General features: G+C 52.9%; 6 protein-coding genes (1 of these 6 cut by a window edge). 2 read left to right on the top strand and 4 right to left on the bottom strand.

Annotated elements, in window-relative coordinates:
* Positions 1-16,102: the 5' portion of a putative Ig domain-containing protein gene (locus H5P27_RS02115; RefSeq protein ID WP_185658726.1), read on the bottom strand. Its footprint begins 1,895 nt before the window's first position; only the first 16,102 of its 17,997 coding nucleotides appear in the window; it begins with the start codon at positions 16,100-16,102; its stop codon lies off the left edge, out of view.
* A gap of 186 nt (positions 16,103-16,288) precedes the next feature.
* Positions 16,289-17,113, bottom strand: a complete 825-nt coding sequence (locus H5P27_RS02120; protein ID WP_185658727.1) for a metallophosphoesterase family protein — start codon at positions 17,111-17,113, stop codon at positions 16,289-16,291.
* Between the two features lie 130 nt (positions 17,114-17,243).
* On the opposite strand from H5P27_RS02120, the gene H5P27_RS02125 reads away from it, so the two are divergent.
* Complete coding sequence (locus tag H5P27_RS02125) at positions 17,244-17,462, top strand: hypothetical protein (protein WP_185658728.1); 219 nt, start codon at positions 17,244-17,246, stop codon at positions 17,460-17,462.
* On the opposite strand, the gene argA is transcribed toward H5P27_RS02125, so the two are convergent.
* Complete coding sequence (gene argA, locus H5P27_RS02130; protein ID WP_185658729.1) at positions 17,459-18,772, bottom strand: amino-acid N-acetyltransferase; 1,314 nt, start codon at positions 18,770-18,772, stop codon at positions 17,459-17,461. The genes H5P27_RS02125 and argA overlap by 4 nt on opposite strands.
* A 72-nt stretch (positions 18,773-18,844) precedes the next feature.
* The gene (locus tag H5P27_RS02135; RefSeq protein ID WP_185658730.1) at positions 18,845-19,579 is read right to left on the bottom strand and encodes a hypothetical protein; all 735 of its coding nucleotides are present in this window, start codon (positions 19,577-19,579) and stop codon (positions 18,845-18,847) included.
* 134 nt (positions 19,580-19,713) lie between these two features.
* On the opposite strand from H5P27_RS02135, the gene H5P27_RS02140 reads away from it, so the two are divergent.
* The gene (locus tag H5P27_RS02140) at positions 19,714-21,477 is read left to right on the top strand and encodes a proline--tRNA ligase (protein ID WP_185658731.1); all 1,764 of its coding nucleotides are present in this window, start codon (positions 19,714-19,716) and stop codon (positions 21,475-21,477) included.
* Positions 21,478-21,520 lie beyond the last annotated feature (43 nt).

A 21,520-nucleotide genomic window follows, 5' to 3' on the forward strand; every position in this document is an offset into this window, starting at 1 on the left:
CCCAAGCCTCGAAATAGTAGAGTTCTATGGTGTGCTCACCTTCGCTGAGGTCGATGCTACCCGTAGTCGCGGTGGCACTGTGTTGGTAGTCTAGGTTTATAACTTCAACCCCATCTATGAAGAGTTTGTATCCATCATCTCCAGTCACCCTGAAATTCCAGGTCCCAGACTCATCCACGACGATATTTCCGTCGTAGCGTATTCCGAAACAATCGGTATCTCCTCCCGTATAGGCTGATGAGGTTGTCACATTGAAATTAACTTCTGTTACGACGTCTTCGTAATCAGGTGTGCTAGTGAAATCGATATCTGATAGTTGACTCACGCTTGTTCCGACATCGAAATATGACGCTCTGAGTCCAGACGTATTGCTTGAAGTCGTGACTGGAGCGTCATTCACGTTATCTACTTGTAATCCGAATGTGTCGGAAGCGGTAGCTCCGGCCGAGTCGGTAGCGGTCACAGTAACCGAGATGGTTCCTACGTCGTCATTTTCGGGAGTGCCGGACAGCAGGCCCGTCTCGGAGTCGATCGATAACCAGCTCGGAAGCGGGTCGCCATTCTCGAGTGTCGCGGAGTAGGTGAGCGTGTCGCCTGCGTCTACGTCGGAGAAGTTTCCGGATACGTCGAGGCTGAAGGCTGCGTCCTCGTCTGTGGTTTGGTCGGCGATGGCGGTCGCGGTCGGTCCGTCGTTCGTGTTGTCGACTTGGATCCCGAAGGTGTCGGACGCGGTCGCTCCTGCGGAGTCCGTGGCTGTTACGGTGACTGATATGGAACCGACGTCCCCGTTTTCTGGCGTGCCCGAAAGTTCGCCGGTTACGGAATCGATGGAGAGCCAGCTTGGCAGGGGATTGCCGTTTAGCAGGGTAGCTGAGTAGGTGAGCGTGTCGCCAGCGTCGACGTCCGAGAAGTAACCTGAGGCGTCCAATGAGAAAGCTGCGTCCTCGTCGGTCGTTTGGTCTGCGATTGGAGAAACGACTGGTGTTTCGTTAACATCTTCAACCGATACAGCGTAGTTCTTACTTGATACAGATCCGTCAGATGATGTCGCCGTAATCTCAATCGTATGACTCGTCGCGCTTTCGTAGTCCAGAGCACTTGAGTCTGCAATCGTGACAACTCCAGTCGTGGTATTAATCTCAAATGCACCGCTCGGGTCGCTGGTAATTGAGTAGGTTACGGTATTGTTGGTTGCGTCGGCATCTGATGCCGAGGTTGTTATGCCTACGATGGTTCCATTTGATGCATCCTCGGAAACAACGTCAGATGTAGCGTCTGCGTCTGTAATAGCGGATACGTCGTATTCGTCTACATCCGAGACGTTGACGGTGAATGTTTCGTTTGAAGTGGATCCGTCTGAAGAAGTTGCAGTGACGACGATGTCGATGGAGGCTTCGGTTTCGGCGTCGAAGGAAGCTCCCGCGGCGACGGTGACGACTCCGTTCGAGTCTACGGTGAAGCGTGCGTCGTCGACCGAGTAGGTGACGTTGTCGGTGGCGTCGGCGTCTGTAGCCGAAGCGGTAACACCAACGGTTGCGCCTTCGGACGCGTTTTCGGCGATTGTGTTGGCCGTAGCGTCTGTGTCCGAGACGGCGGATACGTCATACTCGTCGACGTCGCTTACCGCGATGGTGAAAGTTTCGTTTGAGGTGGATCCGTCTGACGATGTGGCTGTGACGACGATGTCTATGGAGGCTTCGGTTTCGGCGTCGAAAGAGGCTCCCGCGGCGACGGTGACCACTCCGTTCGAGTCTACTGTGAAACGTGCGTCGTCCACGGAGAAGGCGACGGTATCGGTCGAGTCTGCGTCTGCAGCAGTGGCGGTTACACCTATAGTCGTTCCTTCGGACGCGTTCTCCGCGATGGTGTCAGCTGTAGCGTCTGTGTCCGATACGGCGGATACGTCGTACTCGTCAACGTCGCTTACCGCGATGGTGAAGGTCTCGTTCGAAGTGGATCCGTCTGACGATGTTGCTGTGACGACTATGTCTATGGACGCTTCGGTCTCCGCGTCGAAGGAAGCTCCCGCGGCGACGGTGACAACTCCGTTCGAATCTACTGTGAAACGTGCGTCGTCGACGGAGTAAGTGACGTTGTCCGTCGAGTCGGCATCTGACGCCGAAGCAGTTACGCCAACGGTCGTTCCTTCGGATGCGTTCTCGGCGATTGTGTTAGCCGTAGCGTCTGTGTCCGATACGGCGGATACGTCGTATTCGTCTACGTCCGAGACGTTGACGGTGAAGGTCTCGTTCGAAGTGGATCCGTCGGATGAAGTCGCTGTGACGACGATGTCGATGGACGCTTCGGTTTCCGCGTCGAAGGAAGCTCCTGCTGCAACTGTGACCACTCCGTTCGAGTCCACTGTGAATCGAGCGTCGTCTACGGAGTAAGTGACGTTTTCCGTCGAGTCGGCATCTGACGCCGAAGCAGTTACGCCAACGGTCGTTCCTTCGGATGCGTTCTCGGCGATGGTATTAGCGTCCGAATCCGTGTCAGAAACTGCGGATACGTCGTATTCGTCAACGTCGCTTACCGCGACAGTGAACGTTTCGTTTGAAGTGGATCCGTCGGATGATGTTGCTGTGACGACGATGTCTATGGATGCTTCGGTTTCGGCGTCGAAGGAGGCACCTGCGGCGACGGTGACGACTCCGTCCGAGTCTACTGTGAATCGTGCGTCGTCCACGGAGTATGTGACGGTATCACCTGCGTCGGCGTCTGAAGCCGAAGCGGTGACACCTACTGTCGTTCCTTCGCTAGCGTTCTCTGCGACAGTGTTCGCAGAGGAGTCTACATCGACCGTAGCAGTTATTAAATCGTTGGTCTTCTCGACAAGGATTGAGAAGGTTTGTTCTGTGGTCGCCTCACCATCACTCGCTACTACTTTAACCTCTAGCGTTCCGAGATCGTAGGTATCGGGAGTACCTGAAAATTGACCCGTTGCCCCATCAAAACTTAGCCAGGAAGGGAGAGTTGAACCGTCGGCTAAGGTGGCTTCGTAGCTTAGATTATCACCGACATCGACATCGGAAAAGTTATCGGTGATATCGAATGTGAATAAGAAATCTTCCGTTGCCGTTTGATCAGAGATGGCTGTAGCCGTTGGCCCGTCGTTTGTATTGTCTACCTGGATGCCGAAGGTGTCGGACGCTGATGATCCTGCAGTGTCGGTTGCCGTTACGGTTACTGAGTATGATCCTACGTCCCCATTTTCGGGCGTGCCCGAGAGTTCGCCTGTTTCGCTATCAATAGAGAGCCAGCTTGGGAGTGAATCTCCGTTCTCGAGAGTGGCGGAATAGGTAAGCGTGTCTCCTACATCGACATCTGAGAAGTTTCCCGAGACGTCGAGAGAGAATGCCGCATCCTCGTCGGTGGTCTGATCAGATATGGCGGATGCAGTCGGGCCGTCGTTTGTGTTGTCGACTTGGATCCCGAAAGTGTCGGATGCTGTTGCTCCTGACTCGTCGGTGGCGGTGACAGTTATGGAAATTAACCCGACGTCCCCGTTTTCTGGCGTGCCAGATATCTCACCTGTAGCAGGGTCGATAGAGAGCCAGCTTGGCAGTGGCGAGCCATCCTCGAGAGTCGCGGAGTAGGAGAGGGTGTCTCCTTCATCTACGTCCGAGAAGTTGCCTGAAATGTCGAGTGAGAATGCGAGGTCCTCTGTTGCAGTTTGTACTAGGTCTGGAGTAGTTAGCGATTCGCTGCCTATGATGGAAAACTCTGAATCGCTCGGTCCTTGCCATTCCAACGTAAGGCTGGAACCGCCATCCCTCTCGAAGTAAATGAGCTCGATGGAGTGCGAGCCTTCGTCCAGTTCGACTGATCCGGTGGTCGACAAGTGGCCGTGGAGACCGTCAAGAGCTAGAACCTCCTCGCCATCGATAAAAAGTCTGTAACCGTCATCTCCTGAAACCTGAAAATTCCATGTTCCGGTCTCGTCGACTTCGATGTAGCCTTCGTATTTCACCGCGACGTTGTCGGATTGCCCTCCGGAGTATACCTCTCCTGCTCCGACTGACATGTTGACCTCTGAAACGACCTCGATGAAGTCCGGGGTGGCGTCAAAGTCTATGTCAGAGAGCTGGGTCGGGGCTGAATCGAGGTCGTAGTACGACGCTCGCAGCCCGCTTTGCCCCATCGGGCTCGCAATTGGTCCGTCGTTTGTGTTATTAACTTGGATACCAAATGTTTCAGAAGCGGTTGCTCCACCTGAGTCTGTCGCGGTTACCGTTACGGAAATTGACCCGACATCAACATCTTCTGGAATGCCTGAGAGTTCGCCAGTTTCGGAGTCTATAGACAGCCAACCAGGGAGATCATCACCGTTTTCTAAGGTCGCGGTGTAAGTGAACGTGTCGCCAGCATCTATGTCGTAGAAGTTACCCGAAACGTCTAGACTGAAGACTGCGTCTTCATCTGTTGTCTGGTTTGAAATGGCGGAGGCTGTTGGTCCATCGTTTGTATTTTCAACCCGGATACTGAATGTGTCAGATGCTGTGGCCCCAGCTGAATCTGTTGCGGTGACAGTTACGGATATGGAGCCCACGTCTTCGTTTTCTGGATTCCCCGATAGCTCACCCGTTAGGGAATCGACTGAGAGCCATTCTGGCAAGGGGTCACCGTTTTCAAGCGTCGCCGAGTAGGTTAGGGTGTCACCTTCATCGACGTCGTTAAAATTGCCAGAGACGTCTAGACTGAATGCTGAGTCTTCGGTTGCAATTTGAGGGGGAGAAAGTGACTCGCTGTCGATGACGGAAAAAGAAGAATCGCTCGGTCCTTGCCATTCCAGCTTAAGACTGGAGCTCCCGCCTTGTTCAAAGTATAGGAGTTGGATTGAGTGCGAGCCTTCTGTGAGCTCGATTGAACCGGTGGTGGAGGCATGTCCATGCAGTCCGTCCATTGCGAGAACCTCCTCGCCGTCTATGAAAAGCCTGTAACCGTCGTCCCCTCCGACTTGGAAGCTCCAAGTGCCGGTCTCGTCTACATGAATATCTCCCTCGTACTTGACCGCAACATTATCAACCGGACCTCCGTCGTATATCTCGGCCTCGCCGATAAAGTAGTTTATTTCCGATACGTTTGCAACGTGATCGGGAGTAGCCTCAAAATCTATATCGGAGAGTTGAGTGGGGGCTGTTTCAAGGTTGAAGTAAGAGGCTTGTAGTCCGCTAGGTGAGGCGTCGGATACAACTGGTCCGTCGTTTGTGTTGTCGACCTGGATACCGAAGGTGTCGGAAGCGGTGGCGCCTGACTCGTCTGTGGCGGTGACGGTTACGGAGATTGATCCTACGTCGCCGTTCTCTGGTGTGCCGGAGAGTTCGCCAGTCGCGGAGTCAATCGAGAGCCAGCTTGGCAGCGGGAGTCCGCTTTCGAGTGTAGCTGAGTAAGTGAGAGTGTCTCCCGCGTCTACGTCTGAGAAGTTGCCTGAGACGTCCAATGAGAACGCGGAATCCTCGTCCGTGGTCTGGTCGGAGATGGCGATAGCCGTTGGTCCGTCGTTTGTATTCTCGATCTGGATGCCTAATGTGTCTGACGCGGTTGCTCCAGTAGAGTCTGTGGCAGTGACGGTTACGGAGATGGATCCTACGTCGCCGTTCTCTGGGGTGCCGGAGAGCTCGCCAGTTACGGAGTCTATAGAGAGCCAGCTTGGCAGCGGGAGTCCGCTTTCGAGTGTGGCGGAGTAGGTGAGGGTGTCTCCCGCGTCTACGTCTGAGAAGTTGCCTGAGACATCCAGGCTGAAAGCCGCGTCCTCGTCGGTAGTTTGGTCGGAGATTGCGGTGGCGGTCGGTCCGTCGTTTGTGTTTTCGACTTGGATACTAAATGTATCTGAAGCGGTCTCTCCTGATCCGTCGGTTGCTGTTACCGTAATGGAGATTGACCCTACATCCCCGTTTTCTGGCGTACCGGATAGCTCGCCAGTCGCGGAGTCAATAGATAGCCAGCTTGGCAGCGGGAGTCCGCTTTCGAGAGTGGCGGAGTAAGTGAGGCTATCGCCTGCGTCTACGTCTGAGAAGTTGCCCGAGACATCCAAGCTGAATGCTGCGTCCTCGTCGGTTGTCAGGTCTGAGATTGCAGACGCGGTTGGTCCGTCGTTTGTGTTGTCGACCTGGATACCAAATGTGTCGGATGCGGTGGCTCCTGACTCGTCGGTTGCGGTGACGGTAATGGAGATGGACCCTACGTCCCCGTTTTCTGGAGTGCCTGAGAGTTCGCCAGTCGCGGAGTCAATCGAGAGCCAGCTTGGCAATGGGAGTCCGCTTTCGAGAGTGGCGGAGTAGGTGAGGGTGTCGCCAGCGTCGACGTCGTCGAAGTTGCCCGAGACGTCCAAGCTGAATGCCGCGTCCTCGTCGGTTGTCTGGTCTGATATTGCGGACGCGGTTGGTCCGTCGTTTGTGTTGTCGACCTGGATACCGAAGGTGTCGGAAGCGGTGGCACCTGACTCGTCTGTGGCGGTGACGGTTACGGAGATTGATCCTACGTCGCCGTTCTCTGGTGTGCCGGAGAGTTCGCCAGTCGCGGAGTCAATCGAGAGCCAGCTTGGCAGCGGGAGTCCGCTTTCGAGTGTAGCTGAGTAAGTGAGAGTGTCTCCCGCGTCTACGTCTGAGAAGTTGCCTGAGACGTCCAATGAGAACGCGGAATCCTCGTCCGTGGTCTGGTCTGAGATCGCAGACGCGGTCGGTCCGTCGTTTGTGTTTTCGACTTGGATACTAAATGTGTCTGAAGCGGTCTCTCCTGATCCGTCGGTTGCTGTTACCGTAACGGAGATTACCCCGACGTCTCCGTTTTCTGGAGTGCCTGAGAGCTCGCCTGTCTCGGAATCGATGGATAGCCAGCTTGGCAGCGGGAGTCCGCTTTCAAGGGTCGCTGAGTAGGTGAGCGTGTCGCCTGCGTCTTCGTCGGTAAAGTTGGAAGATGAATCGATAGTGAAAGCCGCATCCTCGTAGATAGTTTGGTCTGTCAGGAGGATCGGCTCGCCATCTAGTTGGATATTGTCGAGCGCGTAAATCTCAGATGCTCCCGTTGTTTTGGCTTCGAAGGAAAGAATGAGGTTGTCGCCTTCTGGAAGATTCGTTAGGGTAAAATTGTAGAATGCTCCATCACCCTGGGTCAGGTTCCCGTCTTGTCTAAGTATTTCGGTAGGGACTCCGTCTACGATTGCTATCACTTGAAAGTAATCTAGCCAACCTCCAGATTCTTCCAGCGTTCCTTCACTCATGAGATCGAACGATAGTTCGAGATTCGTCTTACCTGAAATGTCGATGGATTGCGTCTGTAGTTTTACGAGAGCGTCATCGTTGTCACTAGAAATGGTTGTTTTCGCAAAACTGTACGCTCCGTTTTGTACACTGTGAATAGCTGTTGAGTCAGCCGCTGAATCATCTGTTGTCCATGCACCGTTATTGCCAATTGTATCCCCAGTAGACTCATCTGTGAAATTCTCACTCCACAGAGTTTGAGCTTGGGACGTGTTTACGACTGGCCCGTCGTTTGTATTGTCGACCTGAATATCGAAGGTATCAGAGGCTGATGATCCTGCAGCGTCGGTTGCCGTTATGGTTACTGAGTATGATCCAACGTCTCCGTTTTCCGGAGTGCCTGAGAGTTCACCTGTAGTTGGATTTATCGACAGCCAGCTTGGAAGCTGGTCACCGTTCGCCAGAGTGGCCGAGTAGGTGAGTGTGTCTCCAACGTCCGCGTCTGAGAAGTTACCTGAGACGTCGAGTGAGAACGCTGCATCTTCGTCAGTGGTCTGGTCGAAAATCGTCGTCGCCACCGGTCCGTCGTTTGTGTTGGCTACGGAAAGATCAAAAGAGGTCTCCGCGGATTCGACCCCATCAGTCGCTGTTATCTTTAGCGTTACGGTGCCGATATCGTCATTACGCGGGGTTCCGGACAATTCGCCTGTTTCGGAATCGATAGAAAGCCATGAGGGAAGAGCTGACCCATCGGAGAGCGTTGCGGAATAGCTCATGGTATCTCCGATGTCTTCGTCTGCAAAATAGTTTGAAGCGTCCAGAGTGAAGAGTGAATCTTCGTCGACGTCCTGGCTATCTATGACGCTAGCTGTGGGACCATCGTTTGTATTTTCAATTGTGATACTAAATGTATCCTGGACGGAAGAGCCCTCGCTATCGGTCGCAGTCACGGATACCGAGATCGTTCCTACATCGGCATTTTCCGGTGTTCCCGAGAGCTGTCCTGTTGCATCGTCGATAGTTAGCCAGCTTGGAAGAGGCGATCCGTCTTCGAGGGTAGCCGAATAGCTTAGGGTGTCTCCCGCGTCCACGTCTGAGAAATTGCTGGAAACATCAAACGAGAAGGCTGAGTCTTCAACCGCATTGGTATCAGATATGGTGGCTGACAGGGTTGGCCCATCGTTTGTATTGTCCACTGTGAGCGTGAACGATTTAGCGACGCTAGCCTCGCCATCGCTGGCGGATACTAACAACTCAATCGAATCGACGTCGTCGTTAGTGGGCGTTCCAGAAAACTCCCCTGTTTCCGAATTAAAAGAAAGCCAGTCTGGTAGGCTGCTTCCATCCTGCATTGAAGCAGTGAATGTTAGGCTGTCGCCTACGTCTTCGTCTGAGAAATTATCCGCAACGCTTAGACTGAACAATGAGTCCTCTGCTACATTTTGGTCGTCAATAGTTGTCGCGGTAGGACCATCGTTTGTATTCGAGACTTTGATATTAAAAGTGTTCGATGCGAATTCTCCTGCTTGGTCAGTCGCTACTACAGTTACGCTGATGGTGCCAACATCTCCATTTTCTGGAGTGCCTGTCAGTTCGCCCGTTATGGAATCTATGGTGAGCCAAGAGGGAAGCGGTGTCCCGTCTTCCAAGGTCGCCGAGTAGGTCAGAGTATCGCCAAGGTCGTAGTCGGTGAAGTGATTGGAAGCCTCGACTAGGAATACGCTGTCCTCATCAATGTCTTGATTTTGGATAGCTGTCGCTACGGGGCGATCGTTTGTATTGATTACCTCGATTTCGAATGAACTTGATGCACTCTCAATGCCGTCTGATGCGGTAACTGTTACGTTGATCGTCCCGACGTCTGCATTGAGAGGAGTACCGGAAAATGTTCCTGTTGAGGTGTCGAAGATTAGCCATGTCGGAAGCGGAGATCCATCGAGCAAAGTAGCAGAGTAAGTAAGAACATCTCCGCTATCGACGTCCGCGAAGCTGTCCGCTGTTTCGAGCGTGAAAGCGTCGTCCTCATATGTATCCACATTATCGATCGAGGTTGTGACAGTCGGGGCGTCATTCGTGTTTTCAACCTCGAGTGTAAAGGTTTGGCTGGTCGATTCTAATCCGTCGCTAGCGCTTACCGTGATGGATACGATGCCGACATCATTGTTGTTTGGCGTGCCGGAGAAAATACCCGTTTCGGAGTTGAACTGCATCCAACTTGGGAGAGGGGATCCATCCTCTAAAGTCGCGGAGTAAGCGAGGGTAGTTGCAGAGTCCTCGTCTACAAACTTGTCTGAAATATCCAGACTAAACGAGGAGTCCTCTTGTGCTGTGGAGTCTGCGATGACCTCCGTGACGGTCGGTCCATCATTCGTGTTCTCAACGGTAATCGAGAATGTATCAGAAGCTGTAGCTTGCCCATCTGAGGCTACAACAGTCACTGAGATCATTCCTACGTCTCCATTTTCTGGAGTCCCAGTCAAAATACCTGTATCAGGATCGATTGAAAGCCAGGCAGGAAGTCCTGTTCCGTCGGCCAAGGAAGCCGAATAGGTCAAGCTGTCGCCGATGTCTTGATCAGAAAAGTGTGTTGATGAATCAAGTGTGAAGGCAGCGTCCTCGTCGGTAGTCTGGTTCGATATTGCGGAGCTGACTATTGGTCCATCGTTCGTGTTCAGAACTTCTAGTAGAACGTTGCTTTGAGCGGTTGCTTCTCCATCGTTTGCGACAACGGTGATTTCAAGATCTCCCACGTTTGCGTTGCGCGGGGTTCCGCTGAGTAGCCCGGTTTCGGAGTCAATCGAAAGCCAAGAGGGGAGAGGGGATCCGTCGCTCAAAGTAGCGGAATAGGATAGGGTGTCGCCTGCGTCTACGTCTGAGAAGCTGTCTGAAACATCGAGAGTGAACAGTGCATCTTCGTCGGTCGTTTGGTCTGGGATTACGTCTGCAACTGGACCATCATTCGTATTTAAAATCTGAATGGTGAAGTTATCTGAAGCCGTCGCACCAGATTGATCGGTCGCGACTACCTTTACAGCTAACAAGCCTACGTCCTCGTTGAGAGGAGTGCCTGATATTATTCCTGTGCTCGAGTCGATACTTAACCACGCTGGTAGGGCAGTCCCGTCTTGTAGCGTTGCGGAGTAGCTGAGGGTGTCTCCTTGATCGACATCGGTAAAGTTGGCAGAGGCGTCCAAGGAGAATGCAGAATCCTCGTCGACGGTTTGGTTGCTGATTGCAGATGCGATCGGGCCGTCATTTGTATTCTCTACCTCAATACCGAAGATATCTGAGGCACTTGCTCCGTTCTCGTCTGAAACGGTAACTTTGACCGAAATAGCTCCGACATCACCATTTTCTGGAGATCCAGAGAGGTCGCCTGTTTCTGGATCTATAGTGAGCCAATCTGGAAGTGGATCCCCGTTTTCGAGGGTGGCTGAGAAGGTTAGCGTATCCCCTGCGTCGAATGCTGTAAATGTATCGGATGTCGATAGACTGAAATTGATGTCCTCTGTGGCATTTTGGTCAGCGATCTCCTGGTTGACTTCGATATCGCCGTGCAGGACCTGTTCAGCGGTGTAGGCGACCCCGTTGAAGACGAAATTTTCTACCTCTCTAACATCACTGACTCCATCGCGATCAGCGACGGTATCACGTATGGTGAACTTTCCGTCTTCCGAAAGATCGATTGAGTACTCAGAACGATCACCGGTCAGAATGAGAGTATCTTCACCATCGCCGCCATATATGCTGTCAGTTCCAGCGCTAGCGAAAATCGTATCATCTCCTGATCCACCCTTGAGGGTATCGTTCGCCTCACCGCCTACGATGGTATCGTTGCCTTCCCCAGCGTCGATGTAGACCTGCTCAGTGGATCCACTTGCATCGAAGGAGTCATCTCCAGTGTCTCCATAGGCACGTTCAATCGAGGCGTCTGTCAGATTCAGATTAACGCCCTCGGTGTCTTTGACCTTAACGGTATCGTAGCCGTCTCCACCGTCTACAGTGTCTTCAGAATCTATATACAGCCTATCATCGCCTGCTCCGCCATCAAGCACATCGGCTCCAGCGTTCCCGTAGATGACGTCCGCTCCATCGCCACCTGTTATCGTGTCGTTTCCATCGCCACCAATAAGTACGTCTCCGGCATAACCGCCCAGTATGGTGTCATCTCCTGCTGCACCGTCCAAACGCACGGAAGTCTCAGAACCAGTTGCGTCGAAGGTGTCGTTTCCAGAATCTCCAATCACTTCTTCGATTGAAGATTCGACGGTATTAATGGTGACACCGGAATCATCCTTTACGTAGACCTTGTCGTACCCGTCTCCACCTTGGATCGTGTCTTGGGCATCTACATACAACCTGTCGTCGCCTGCACCACCATCAATGATGTCAGTTCCGTCTCCCCCGTAAATGACGTCATTACCATCGCCGCCCAGGATCATGTCGTCTCCTTCACGTCCCCAAAGCACGTCGCCAGCGTCACCGCCAAGTAAGGTGTCATCTCCTTCTCTTCCGTCTAGGCGCACGGAAGTCTCAGAACCAGTTGCGTCGAAGGTGTCGTTTCCAGAATCTCCAATCACTTCTTCGATTGAAGATTCAACGGTATTTATGGTGACGCCGGAATCATCCTTTACGTAGACCTTGTCGTAGCCGTCGCCGCCTTGGATCGTGTCTTGGGCATCTACATACAATCTGTCGTCACCCGCTCCTCCATCAATATTATCCGCTCCGGAGTTTCCGTAGATTACATCGACTCCATCTCCTCCGGAGATTGTATCATCTCCATCCCCACCTAGGAGAACGTCGTTTCCATCCCCACCTACGAGAACGTCGTCTCCAGCTCCCCCGTGAACGAAGTCCTCCCCTCCGGCACTCTCTATTCGATCGTTTCCATCACGACCGTAGACGCGGTTCGCGATATCCGAAGTCTCAATCTCGTTTGCGGCATCGTCTAGGACGACTAAGCTGTCGTCTCCTTGGACGAGGACTGTGGCCGTAGTAGTACTTTGGGCACCGTCATTGTCCTCAATTGTGTAGCTTATTTCTACCGACTCGCCACTGCCCAAAGCGAGGTTAGGGAAAGCTCCTCTGGGATCGTATACAATCTTGTTGTCAACAATGGATACAGTGCCTTTCCCTTCAGGAACCGAAGCGCTTACGATCGACAAGGCGTCTCCCACGTCGATGTCAATATCGTTGGCGAGGGCGTCGATTTCGACGATGCTGGCATCATCGGTTGAAGCAGAATCCGCTGTAGCGACTGGTCCGTCGTTGGTGTTCTCGACTTGAATCGCGAATGTCTCTGATGCGGTGGAGCCCGCGGAATCTGTGGCGGTTACCTTAACAGAGATTGATCCTATGTCAGCGTTTTCCGGAGTACCTGAGAGCTCTCCGGTAGTGGAATCGATTGATAGCCAGTTTGGCAGCGGGTCGCCATTATCCAAAGTAGCGGAGTAAGTGAGAATGTCTCCTGCGTCCACGTCTGAGAAGCTTTCACTAACGTCTTTCGAGAAGACAGCATCTTCATCGGTGGTCCAGTCTGAGATGTGTGAAGCGACTGGTCCGTCGTTGGTGTTCACGACCTGAATCGCGAAGGTTTCTGATGCGGTGGCGCCCGCGGAGTCTGTGGCGGTTACCTTAACGGAGATTGATCCTATGTCAGCGTTTTCCGGAGTACCTGAGAGCTCTCCGGTAGTGGAATCGATCGATAGCCAGTTTGGCAGCGGGTCGCCATTCTCCAAAGTAGCGGAGTAGGTGAGAATGTCCCCTGCGTCCACGTCTGAGAAGCTTTCACTAACGTTTATCGAGAAGATGGCATCTTCATCTGTGGTATGATCTGAGATCGTGGAAGCGACTGGACCGTCGTTTGTGTTCTCGACTTGAATCGCGAATGTCTCTGATGCGGCGGTGCCCGCGGAGTCTGTGGCGGTTACCTTGACGGAGATTGATCCTATATCAGCGTTTTCCGGAGTACCTGAGAGCTCTCCGGTAGTGGAATCGATTGACAGCCAGTTTGGCAGTGGGTCGCCATTCTCCAAAGTAGCGGAGTAGGTGAGAATGTCTCCTGCGTCCACGTCCGAGAAGCTTTCACTAACGTTTATCGAGAAGATAGCATCTTCATCGGTGGTCTGGTCTGAGATAGCTGAAGCTACTGGTCCGTCGTTTGTGTTTTCAACTTGGATACGGAATGAGCTGCTTGTAGCGGCACCTGATTCATCTGTGGCGGAAACCGTAACAGAGACGGCTCCGATATCCGAGTTTTCGGGAGTGCCACTGAAGGTTACAGTAAAGGGATCGAAGCTGAGCCAAGAAGGTAGCGGATCGCCATTTTCCAACGTTGCCGAATAGGAAAGCGAATCGAGTAAGTCTGGGTCTTCGAAGTTCGAGGATACATCTAAGAAGAACTCAGAATCTTCAGCAATTGATTGATCGACGATTCCTGTGGAAACGATCGGACCATCATTTGTATTGGTCACCGAAATCTCTAGCGAAGTGGATACACTTTCTCCGCTTGAATCGGTGGCAGAAATAATGAGGCTCAGGTTACCAACTTGTTCATTGTCTGGTGTGCCTGTTATTTCGCCCGTTGCGGGATTGATCGAAATCCACGATGGCAGGTCAGAGCCATCCTCCGTCCGTATGGAGTAGGTTAGAGTGTCGTCGATGTCCACGTCATCGAATGCATCAGACGCATCAAAAATAAACAAAGCGTCTTCTGTCGCTTCGACGGGAGCAATATAGGTCGCCGTTGGACTGTCGTTTGTATTGTCGACTTCAATACTGAAGATTTCGGAAGCGTTCTCTTGCCCATCGGAAGCCACAACCAGAACCGATATTTCCCCAATATCTTCGTTGCTGGGGGTGCCTGAAAAAAGTCCTGTCGTTTCGTCGAAATGCAGCCACTCCGGAAGCTCGCTTCCGTTCATCAGTGTGGCGGTGTAGCTTAAGGTATCGCCGAGGTCTGCATCGGAGAAGGAATCAGATGCGTCGAGAGAGAAGGGGGTATCCTCCTCCACCTTTTGGTCCATTATGGCAGAGGCCACGGGACCATCGTTGGTATTTTGAACTACGATGGCAAAGTATTCGACCGCTTGGCTCTGTCCGTCGCTGGCGATCAGCTGGACGGTGACCATTCCCACGTCTTCGTTTTCCGGTGTGCCGTAGAACTCGAGGGTACTGGGATCGAAGCTTAACCAATCCGGTAATTCACTGCCGTCGGGTAGGGTCGCGGAATAACTGATCTCGTCGCCTTCGTCGGCGTCTGCGAACAACGTTTCAGGAAGGGTGAAGCTGAATGCGAAATCTTCGGCGATCGATTGGGTTCCTATTGAGAACGTCGCGATTGGTGAATCGTTTACTTGCTCGACTTCTATGGTGATGGAGGCAGGGCTCTCGGACCAATCATTTCCGTCGAAGCCGGACCATTGGAATTCGGTTTGGCCGTTCCAATCCTGATTAGGTTGGAAGGAGATATTTGAAATTTCTGCCGTTTCTACGGTTTGGCCAATGGCCAGCGCTGCACCATTTAGCAGAAGCGTACCATTCTCCGGAAGGCTTTCGATGCGGATAGCAGAGAGGGTGTCGTCAGAGTCGACGTCCGAGAAAGCTTGTTCGAACGTTTCAGTTTCGAAGTGTATCGCAGAGTCCTCGTTTGTGGAGACTTCTATCGCCGCGAGCTCCGGGCGATCATTCGTGTCTACGGCGTGGAGCGTGATGGTGCGAATCAGGGCATCGCCATCTTCGTTTTCTATACGAACTTGTACTTCGTAGCCATCCGGTGCTGTTTCAAAATCGATTTGAGCATCGTCCTTGAGCTTAATCTGGTCTCCTACTATCTCGAAGAGGCCTGAATTATCGGACTCGATAGAATAGCTTAATGGTCCATCGAGTTCGTCCTCGATTCCGATCGCGCTGAGGGTTCCCACCGAGTAACCGCTCTCGTTTTCGAGCACTCCGTCGCTATCGATCCGTAGGGCTACGTTATCGTCTGCAAAAGGATCCGGCAAAACCACGGTCATCTCGCTTCGATCGATTATCTTATCGTCGCTCGGATCTGAAATGATGATTTCGACCTCTACTTCGTCGCCACTGTCGTCGTCCTCGATATCGAGAATCAGGTCAACGGTACCATCGTCATTCACTACGATTTCGGAGGCAACTTCGTCTCCATTATCGTCAATGACTGTGGTCGTAACAACCAAATGGACGTTACCGTCCAGTAGGCTGACATCGACTGAGTCAGTTACATCGATAACAACTTTTTTGGTTCCGGAATCGTCTCCACTGTCATTGGCCGAAGGTGTCAGGTCCGTTGTAGGAGAGGCTGAGGCAGCACTTTCCGCGTAAGTCGCCGCGACGAGTCCGCTGTCTTGCGAGGTCGCATTTTCCGAATCGGATTGTCCCTCGAGGGCTTCCAATTCTTTGAGAGTTACTGATTCGAACTTCTCCCGTAGCGACTCATTGTGCTCGCCGTCTGCGTTCAAATTCAGACGTTCGAAGGCGCTGGTATCTTGGGAGAGCTGACTGATGATGGAGAGGATCGTGACGCTCTGTACGGTAAGTGACGCCGCGGAGCTATCTGGCGCAAGGGTCAAGGCTCTCGTCTCGCCTTCTTGCGAATGGTGCCCATCCACTGAGGCGTTGAAACTGCTGGCGGTGATGGAGGTGCCGTCTGGGAGTTCCAGTTCGGTATTGTCGGCAAGAAGGAAGTTTTTGAGAAGGTAGGAAGAGCCGTCTTTGGTGAGCACGAGTACGTCGTGGCCTTGGGGTATTAAGTCTGCTATGTTCTCGGCGTTGGAGAGCTTCAGGGATTCACCCCCCTCGAAATCGAGAGACTGGCCATTAGAAAGTTCGTGTTCCGACGAGTTTTGTGGGTCGTTCGAATTGCTGAATCGGAAGCTCATAAAGTGGATAGTTCGTAATTGCGTAAAACAGCCGCGCGCGAGGCGGCTATTCCTCATCGGATCTATCCTTTGAAAACTTACCGAAGGGGGGCGGATTTACGGAGATTTCCCGCAAATCCCAAGATTCTTTGCCCTAAAGGCCCTTGAGTTAAACTCGCTGCCCGTTGCTGGGGACTACCTCCCAGATTAGGTGATCTTGAATTTTGCTAGCGACGACCCGAGTTCGATCTGGTTTTGTTTCTTCCTGATTTTTCGCACGGTTAGGGAGTCTTCCTCAATGTCTATGCATCGAGCTCCGGGCCATGGAAAGTAGGATCCGAGATTGATCACGGTCGTTTTCCCTCTTCTCCAGATACCTGGATTATGCGTGTGACCGACCACTATGAACTGAGGATCCAAGTCGAACCGTCTGGCTAGGGAAAGAGCCCGACTAGGGACTTCCATCCAGCTTTTGATGATGCGGAAGGGGGTTGTGGGCGGCCAAGTTTGGTGGAGAAATATCTTCATTTTTCCCCATAGAGTGGGGTTATATTTCTTGTCGTGCTTGTGTGCTAGTAAGGTGGCCTGCTTGTGCTTTTCCAGATATTCGTGGAGTTCTTCCGCTGTGGTTCCGGTAGCCTCCGGGTCTATGTTTTCGGAGAATCGCTTGAGGTTTTTGATGTTGGAGCTCCAAGGGGCGATGTCTCGGAAAAGGCCGTCGCCGTGTGTGATAAAGATTTTGCCTTCGAGGACGCTGAGGGAGTGCAACTCAGATATTTCCGGGTCGTGGTTTCCTGTGATCAAAGAGACGCGGCAGCCCCATCGTGAGGATTCATCGACGAACTCCTGCTTTTTCTTCGCGGGATCGTAGTGGTCTACGTCCATGTCGCCATATTTTAGCTCCAAGGTATCTCCGTTGAAGATGAGCCAGTCTACGCCTTCGGCGAGCGGTCTGAGCGCGGGAAGTTCGTCGATGACGCTGGCCTTATGTCCGAGATGAATGTCTGAAACGATGCGAATGCGAGAAGGCATGAAAGTGGGTGAAGGTCGTGGATTCCGTCTAAATCAGAGTTTTATGGATCAATATTCGATCGGTCATAGAGAGCATTGCCTAAAGCCGGGCGAAAGAAATCCGTTAAAATCAGCATTAACCAAACCAATTATGAAATCTAAGAACATCGTACAGTTGATCGGCGGAACCTACATTGGAGGCTTAACGAAAGACGCTACAATGGGTCTTAATAGCTTGAGTCGAAAGATTGCCGAGCAATCCGCAGAAGATGAATTATTCGAATCCGCTATCCGTCGCGCGGATGACGAAGAGTTGCGTAAGTTAGCTCGTTTCCGCATGCAGACCGCGGTTTCGAAACACTTAGACTAAGAAAAAGTCTTCAGTAGCACCTTGGATTTCCGCTTGCTGGAGTCGTACCTCGCCTTCCTCTTCGGAGGTAGGATTTGGGCATCAACTTCCTCGAAGCCAAGGAGACTGGTGAAAAAGTTCTGAGTCTGAGTGGACAAGGCGATCACTCGCTCTGCTCCCTCCTGCTCTGCGAGCTGACAGGCGAAGCGTACCAGCTTTCGGCCGATACCCTTCCTTTGGTAGAAGGGGTGTACGAAAAGGGAACAAACCTCTCTTAGGCCAGGGTCCTCTTCAAACTTCTCGAGCAGCACGCAGGCCATGATATTTCCATCGACCTCGTAGACGTAGTAGCGGTCGATTTTTTCTTCGATGGACGCCATAGTTCGTTCGACCAATTCCTCGCGGGCGACTCCGCTGCGGGTCAAGTGGTAGACGAGCGGGACCTCATCGCGTTTGGCCTGACGGATTTGCTGGTACTCGTTTCCGTATATCAGCGTACCGACTCCTTCATTGGAGAAAACCTCGCGGATCAGGCCGTCGTGTATGTGTCCATCGAGAATGTGGATGCGGGAAATTTCCGCTTTCACTCCGCGGAGAGCGTGTCTGGCTTTACTCTGCAAGGTGGGTGAAAGCGCTTCGAATTCCTTTTCTGATATAAACCTTTCCAAGTCGCCGACGGGGATCTGCTGAGTGAGGCGACCACCGAGGTTGAAGCCGTTTTCGTGCGAGAGATAAAGAATCTTGGTCGCGCCCAAGGCTATCGCCAGGTCGACTGCCAGCGCGTCGCTATTGATGCGAAGCGTGTGTCCATTTCGATCGAAGCCGATGGGCTGGATGATCGGAATTATGTTCTGGGCGATCAGGTGATTTAGGAAATCGCCATCGATCTGGTCGGTCTTCCCTGTGTTCAGCAAATCGACGCCTTTCAGGATGCCAACCGGCTTCGCCTTGATGGAATTGGTGATGGCGCACTTTAGCTTCGCTTTGGTCAAGGCCTCCAAAATCTGGTGGGATACGCGGGAAGAGGCCCGAATCGCTAGGTCGAGAGTCGCCTCGTCTGTGGCGCCACTTCCATCCACATTGCTAGGGACGACTTCGCGCAGGCTGGAGAGGTCGGCCAGCTGTTTTCCGATACCGTGAACAATGACGATGTTGATCTGCAGGCTACGTAGCACCGCTATGTCCAGCAGGAGGTTGGGAAGATTATCGCTCTCGATTATCGATCCATCGAGCGCCACGACAAAGGTTTGTCCGAGAAACCGAGGTACGTAGTTTAAGATGCCACGCAGGTCGGTGGGCTTGATAAGTTCTTGGCTGTCGCTCGCTTCCATGGTGGCTAAGGTAGTGGTATCCAAGCGACTGAAGCTAGCGAAGCAAGACGAGAGTGTCTTGCACAGCGGTGTTTACGAAGCGGCGGGTTCTCCATCCACGTCTTCTTCCTCTACTGTCGCAGCGCTCGGGTCGAGGTTCTGGATGGTCCACTTGGCCAGGCGATCGGTATTGATGAAATGAACCTCCACCGTCTCGGCCGCGATGGGATCGGTCGGTAGGAGAAAGGTGACTGGCGTGGGCTCGCCTTGCAGGAGGCTTTGGTCGAAGTCTTCCATTTTTTCTACGTAGAGGGTAGCCAGAATGTAGAGCTGGCCCTCTTTGTAGAAGGAGAGGAGGTGGAGACGATCGTCTTCTGCCAGCAGAGAAGGCACGTGCAGACGAATGGGCAACGGGGTTCCCGGCGTTAGCGAGTCCGGTGATTCCGTTTTGATAAATCCCGGAACGAGCACGGGACGACCAGCCATGTAATATTTCAGCTGCTCTGGGATCTCCAGATCCAGCACGTTCTCGTAGGCTTGGGTGGTTGCTGAGGCGGGAGTTACGATCTCGGTATTCGATGGGGCGCGAGAGGTCTTGATGCTGTACCAGTCGTAGAAGTTCTTTTCCACGATGGCGTTTTTGCGATCCATCATGGCTTGGTAAGGCTCGAAGGCTTTCCCTTCCTTGCGGTACTGCATGTTTATCCAAGTGTACACGACCATGAAAAGGACGATTGCGAGGGCGATGGGCCACATGGGCCAAGGCTTGCGGTTTTGGGCGTCGGCTGCCTGAGGGCGTGGCGGTTCTGGTGAATCAGGAGTGCTCATGGACAGAGGCTAGGGAGCGCTAATCCTCGTCGAAATAAAGCCCGAAATGCACGCCCGTTCATCCAGGGATGGCTCGAGGCGTATTTAAGGATTGTATGGGAGGGGCGGGGAGCATTTTTTGGGCCCTCAAAACCATGGACTACTGGAGCAAGCATTACATCCCAACTTTGAAGGAAAGCCCCGCCGAGGCGGAAATCGATTCGCACAAGTTGCTTCTTCGAGCTGGATTGGTTCGAAAGATTGGCAGTGGCATCTACGCTTTTCTTCCGCTCGGGGCGAAAGCCTTGGAGAACGTTAAGAACGTCTGCCGCGAGGAAATGGATCGAGCAGGGGCTATGGAGCTTTTGATGCCTGCGGTAGTGCCGGCCGAATACTGGAAGGCCGGACCTCGCTGGAATGCGGCTCGCGAGATAATGTACCAAGTTGGTAGCGCTGGCGAAAAGGCTGAGCTTCCGGAAGACCCTCAGTTTGTTCTCGGACCAACTCATGAGGAAATCGTCACTCCTCTTATCGGCGGTGAGGCGACTAGTTATCGCGACATGGGTAAGACTTTTTATCAGGTCCAGACCAAGTTCCGCAACGAGATCCGTCCTCGCTATGGTTTGATGCGGGCCCGCGAGTTCATCATGAAGGACGGCTACAGTTTCGACGCGACCGACGAGGAAGCGACCGACACTTACAAGCGAATGGCCGGCGCCTATGAAAAGTTCTTTGCTCGCTGTGGGCTCAAGTTCATCTCGGTCGAGGCTGATACGGGAGTCATGGGCGGCGCGTTTTCGCACGAATTCATGGTGCCTGCGGAAGTAGGCGACGACGACGTGGTCTACAACATCGAAAGCGGTTACGCAGCCAACGTGGAAAAAGCGACCAGCGGAATCATTCCTACAGATTTCGCCGATATCGCTCCCGCTGGAGAAATCGAAAAATTCGAAACTCCAGGCGTGAAGACCATCGAGAAACTCGCCAAGGAGCCGTTCAATATCCCTGCCGACCAGCAGTTCAAAACGCTTTTGTTCGTCGGTGACGACAAGCTTTTCGCGGTTGTGGTTCGCGGCTGCGACCAGGTCGAAGAAGCGAAGCTCGCTTCTCTGGGCTACTCATTGCTGCGTCCTGCCACGGTGGACGAAATCTTCGAAGCCATGGGCGCTTACCCCGGAAGCCTCGGAGCAGTGAAAGGGACGATCAAAGATCGCTCCAAGCTCGACGGCGTATACGCGGACGAGGCTGTTCGCTTGGTAGGCAATGGCGTGACGGGTGCCAACGAGAAGGCGATGCACCTCAAGAACGTAAACGTTAGCCGCGACCTCGATATCGATAAGTTCGGGGACTTCCGCAAGGTGCAGGCTGGCGAGCCTTGCCCGATCTCTGGACAGCCGCTCGAAATTCAAAGAGCCATCGAAGTGGGCCACATTTTCAAGCTCGGCACCAAATACAGCGAGAACACTGAGTATGGAGCTCACTACGTCGACAAGGACGGTAACCGCCAGCCCGCGGTCATGGGCTGCTACGGAATCGGAATTTCTCGCACGCTGCAGTCCATCATCGAGCAATGTCACGATAAGAATGGTATCGTCTGGCCATGGCACGTGGCTCCATACCAGGTTTTAATCATCACGCTTGATCCCGGAATGGAAGAAGCGGATGCGTTGACCGCGAAACTCGGAGCGGCCGCGGAAGCTGCAGGAGCGACGGTATTGGTTGACGATCGTGAAGAGCGTCCTGGTTTTAAATTCAAAGACGCTGACCTCATCGGCATTCCGCTGCGCATCACAATTGGTGGACGCGGACTGAAGAATGGCGAAGTCGAGATGAAGTGGCGCGATCAGGGCGATATGATGAAGGTTTCGATTGCCGATGCGGAATCGACGTTAGTGGAAGCTATCCGCTCCAAATCATAACGCAGCGGAAAATCGTTTTCTCAATTTGGCGGCCCGAGCGTTC

Origin of the sequence: Pelagicoccus albus (assembly GCF_014230145.1) — a bacterium.
GTDB classification, from domain to species: Bacteria; Verrucomicrobiota; Verrucomicrobiia; order Opitutales; family Opitutaceae; genus Pelagicoccus; species Pelagicoccus albus.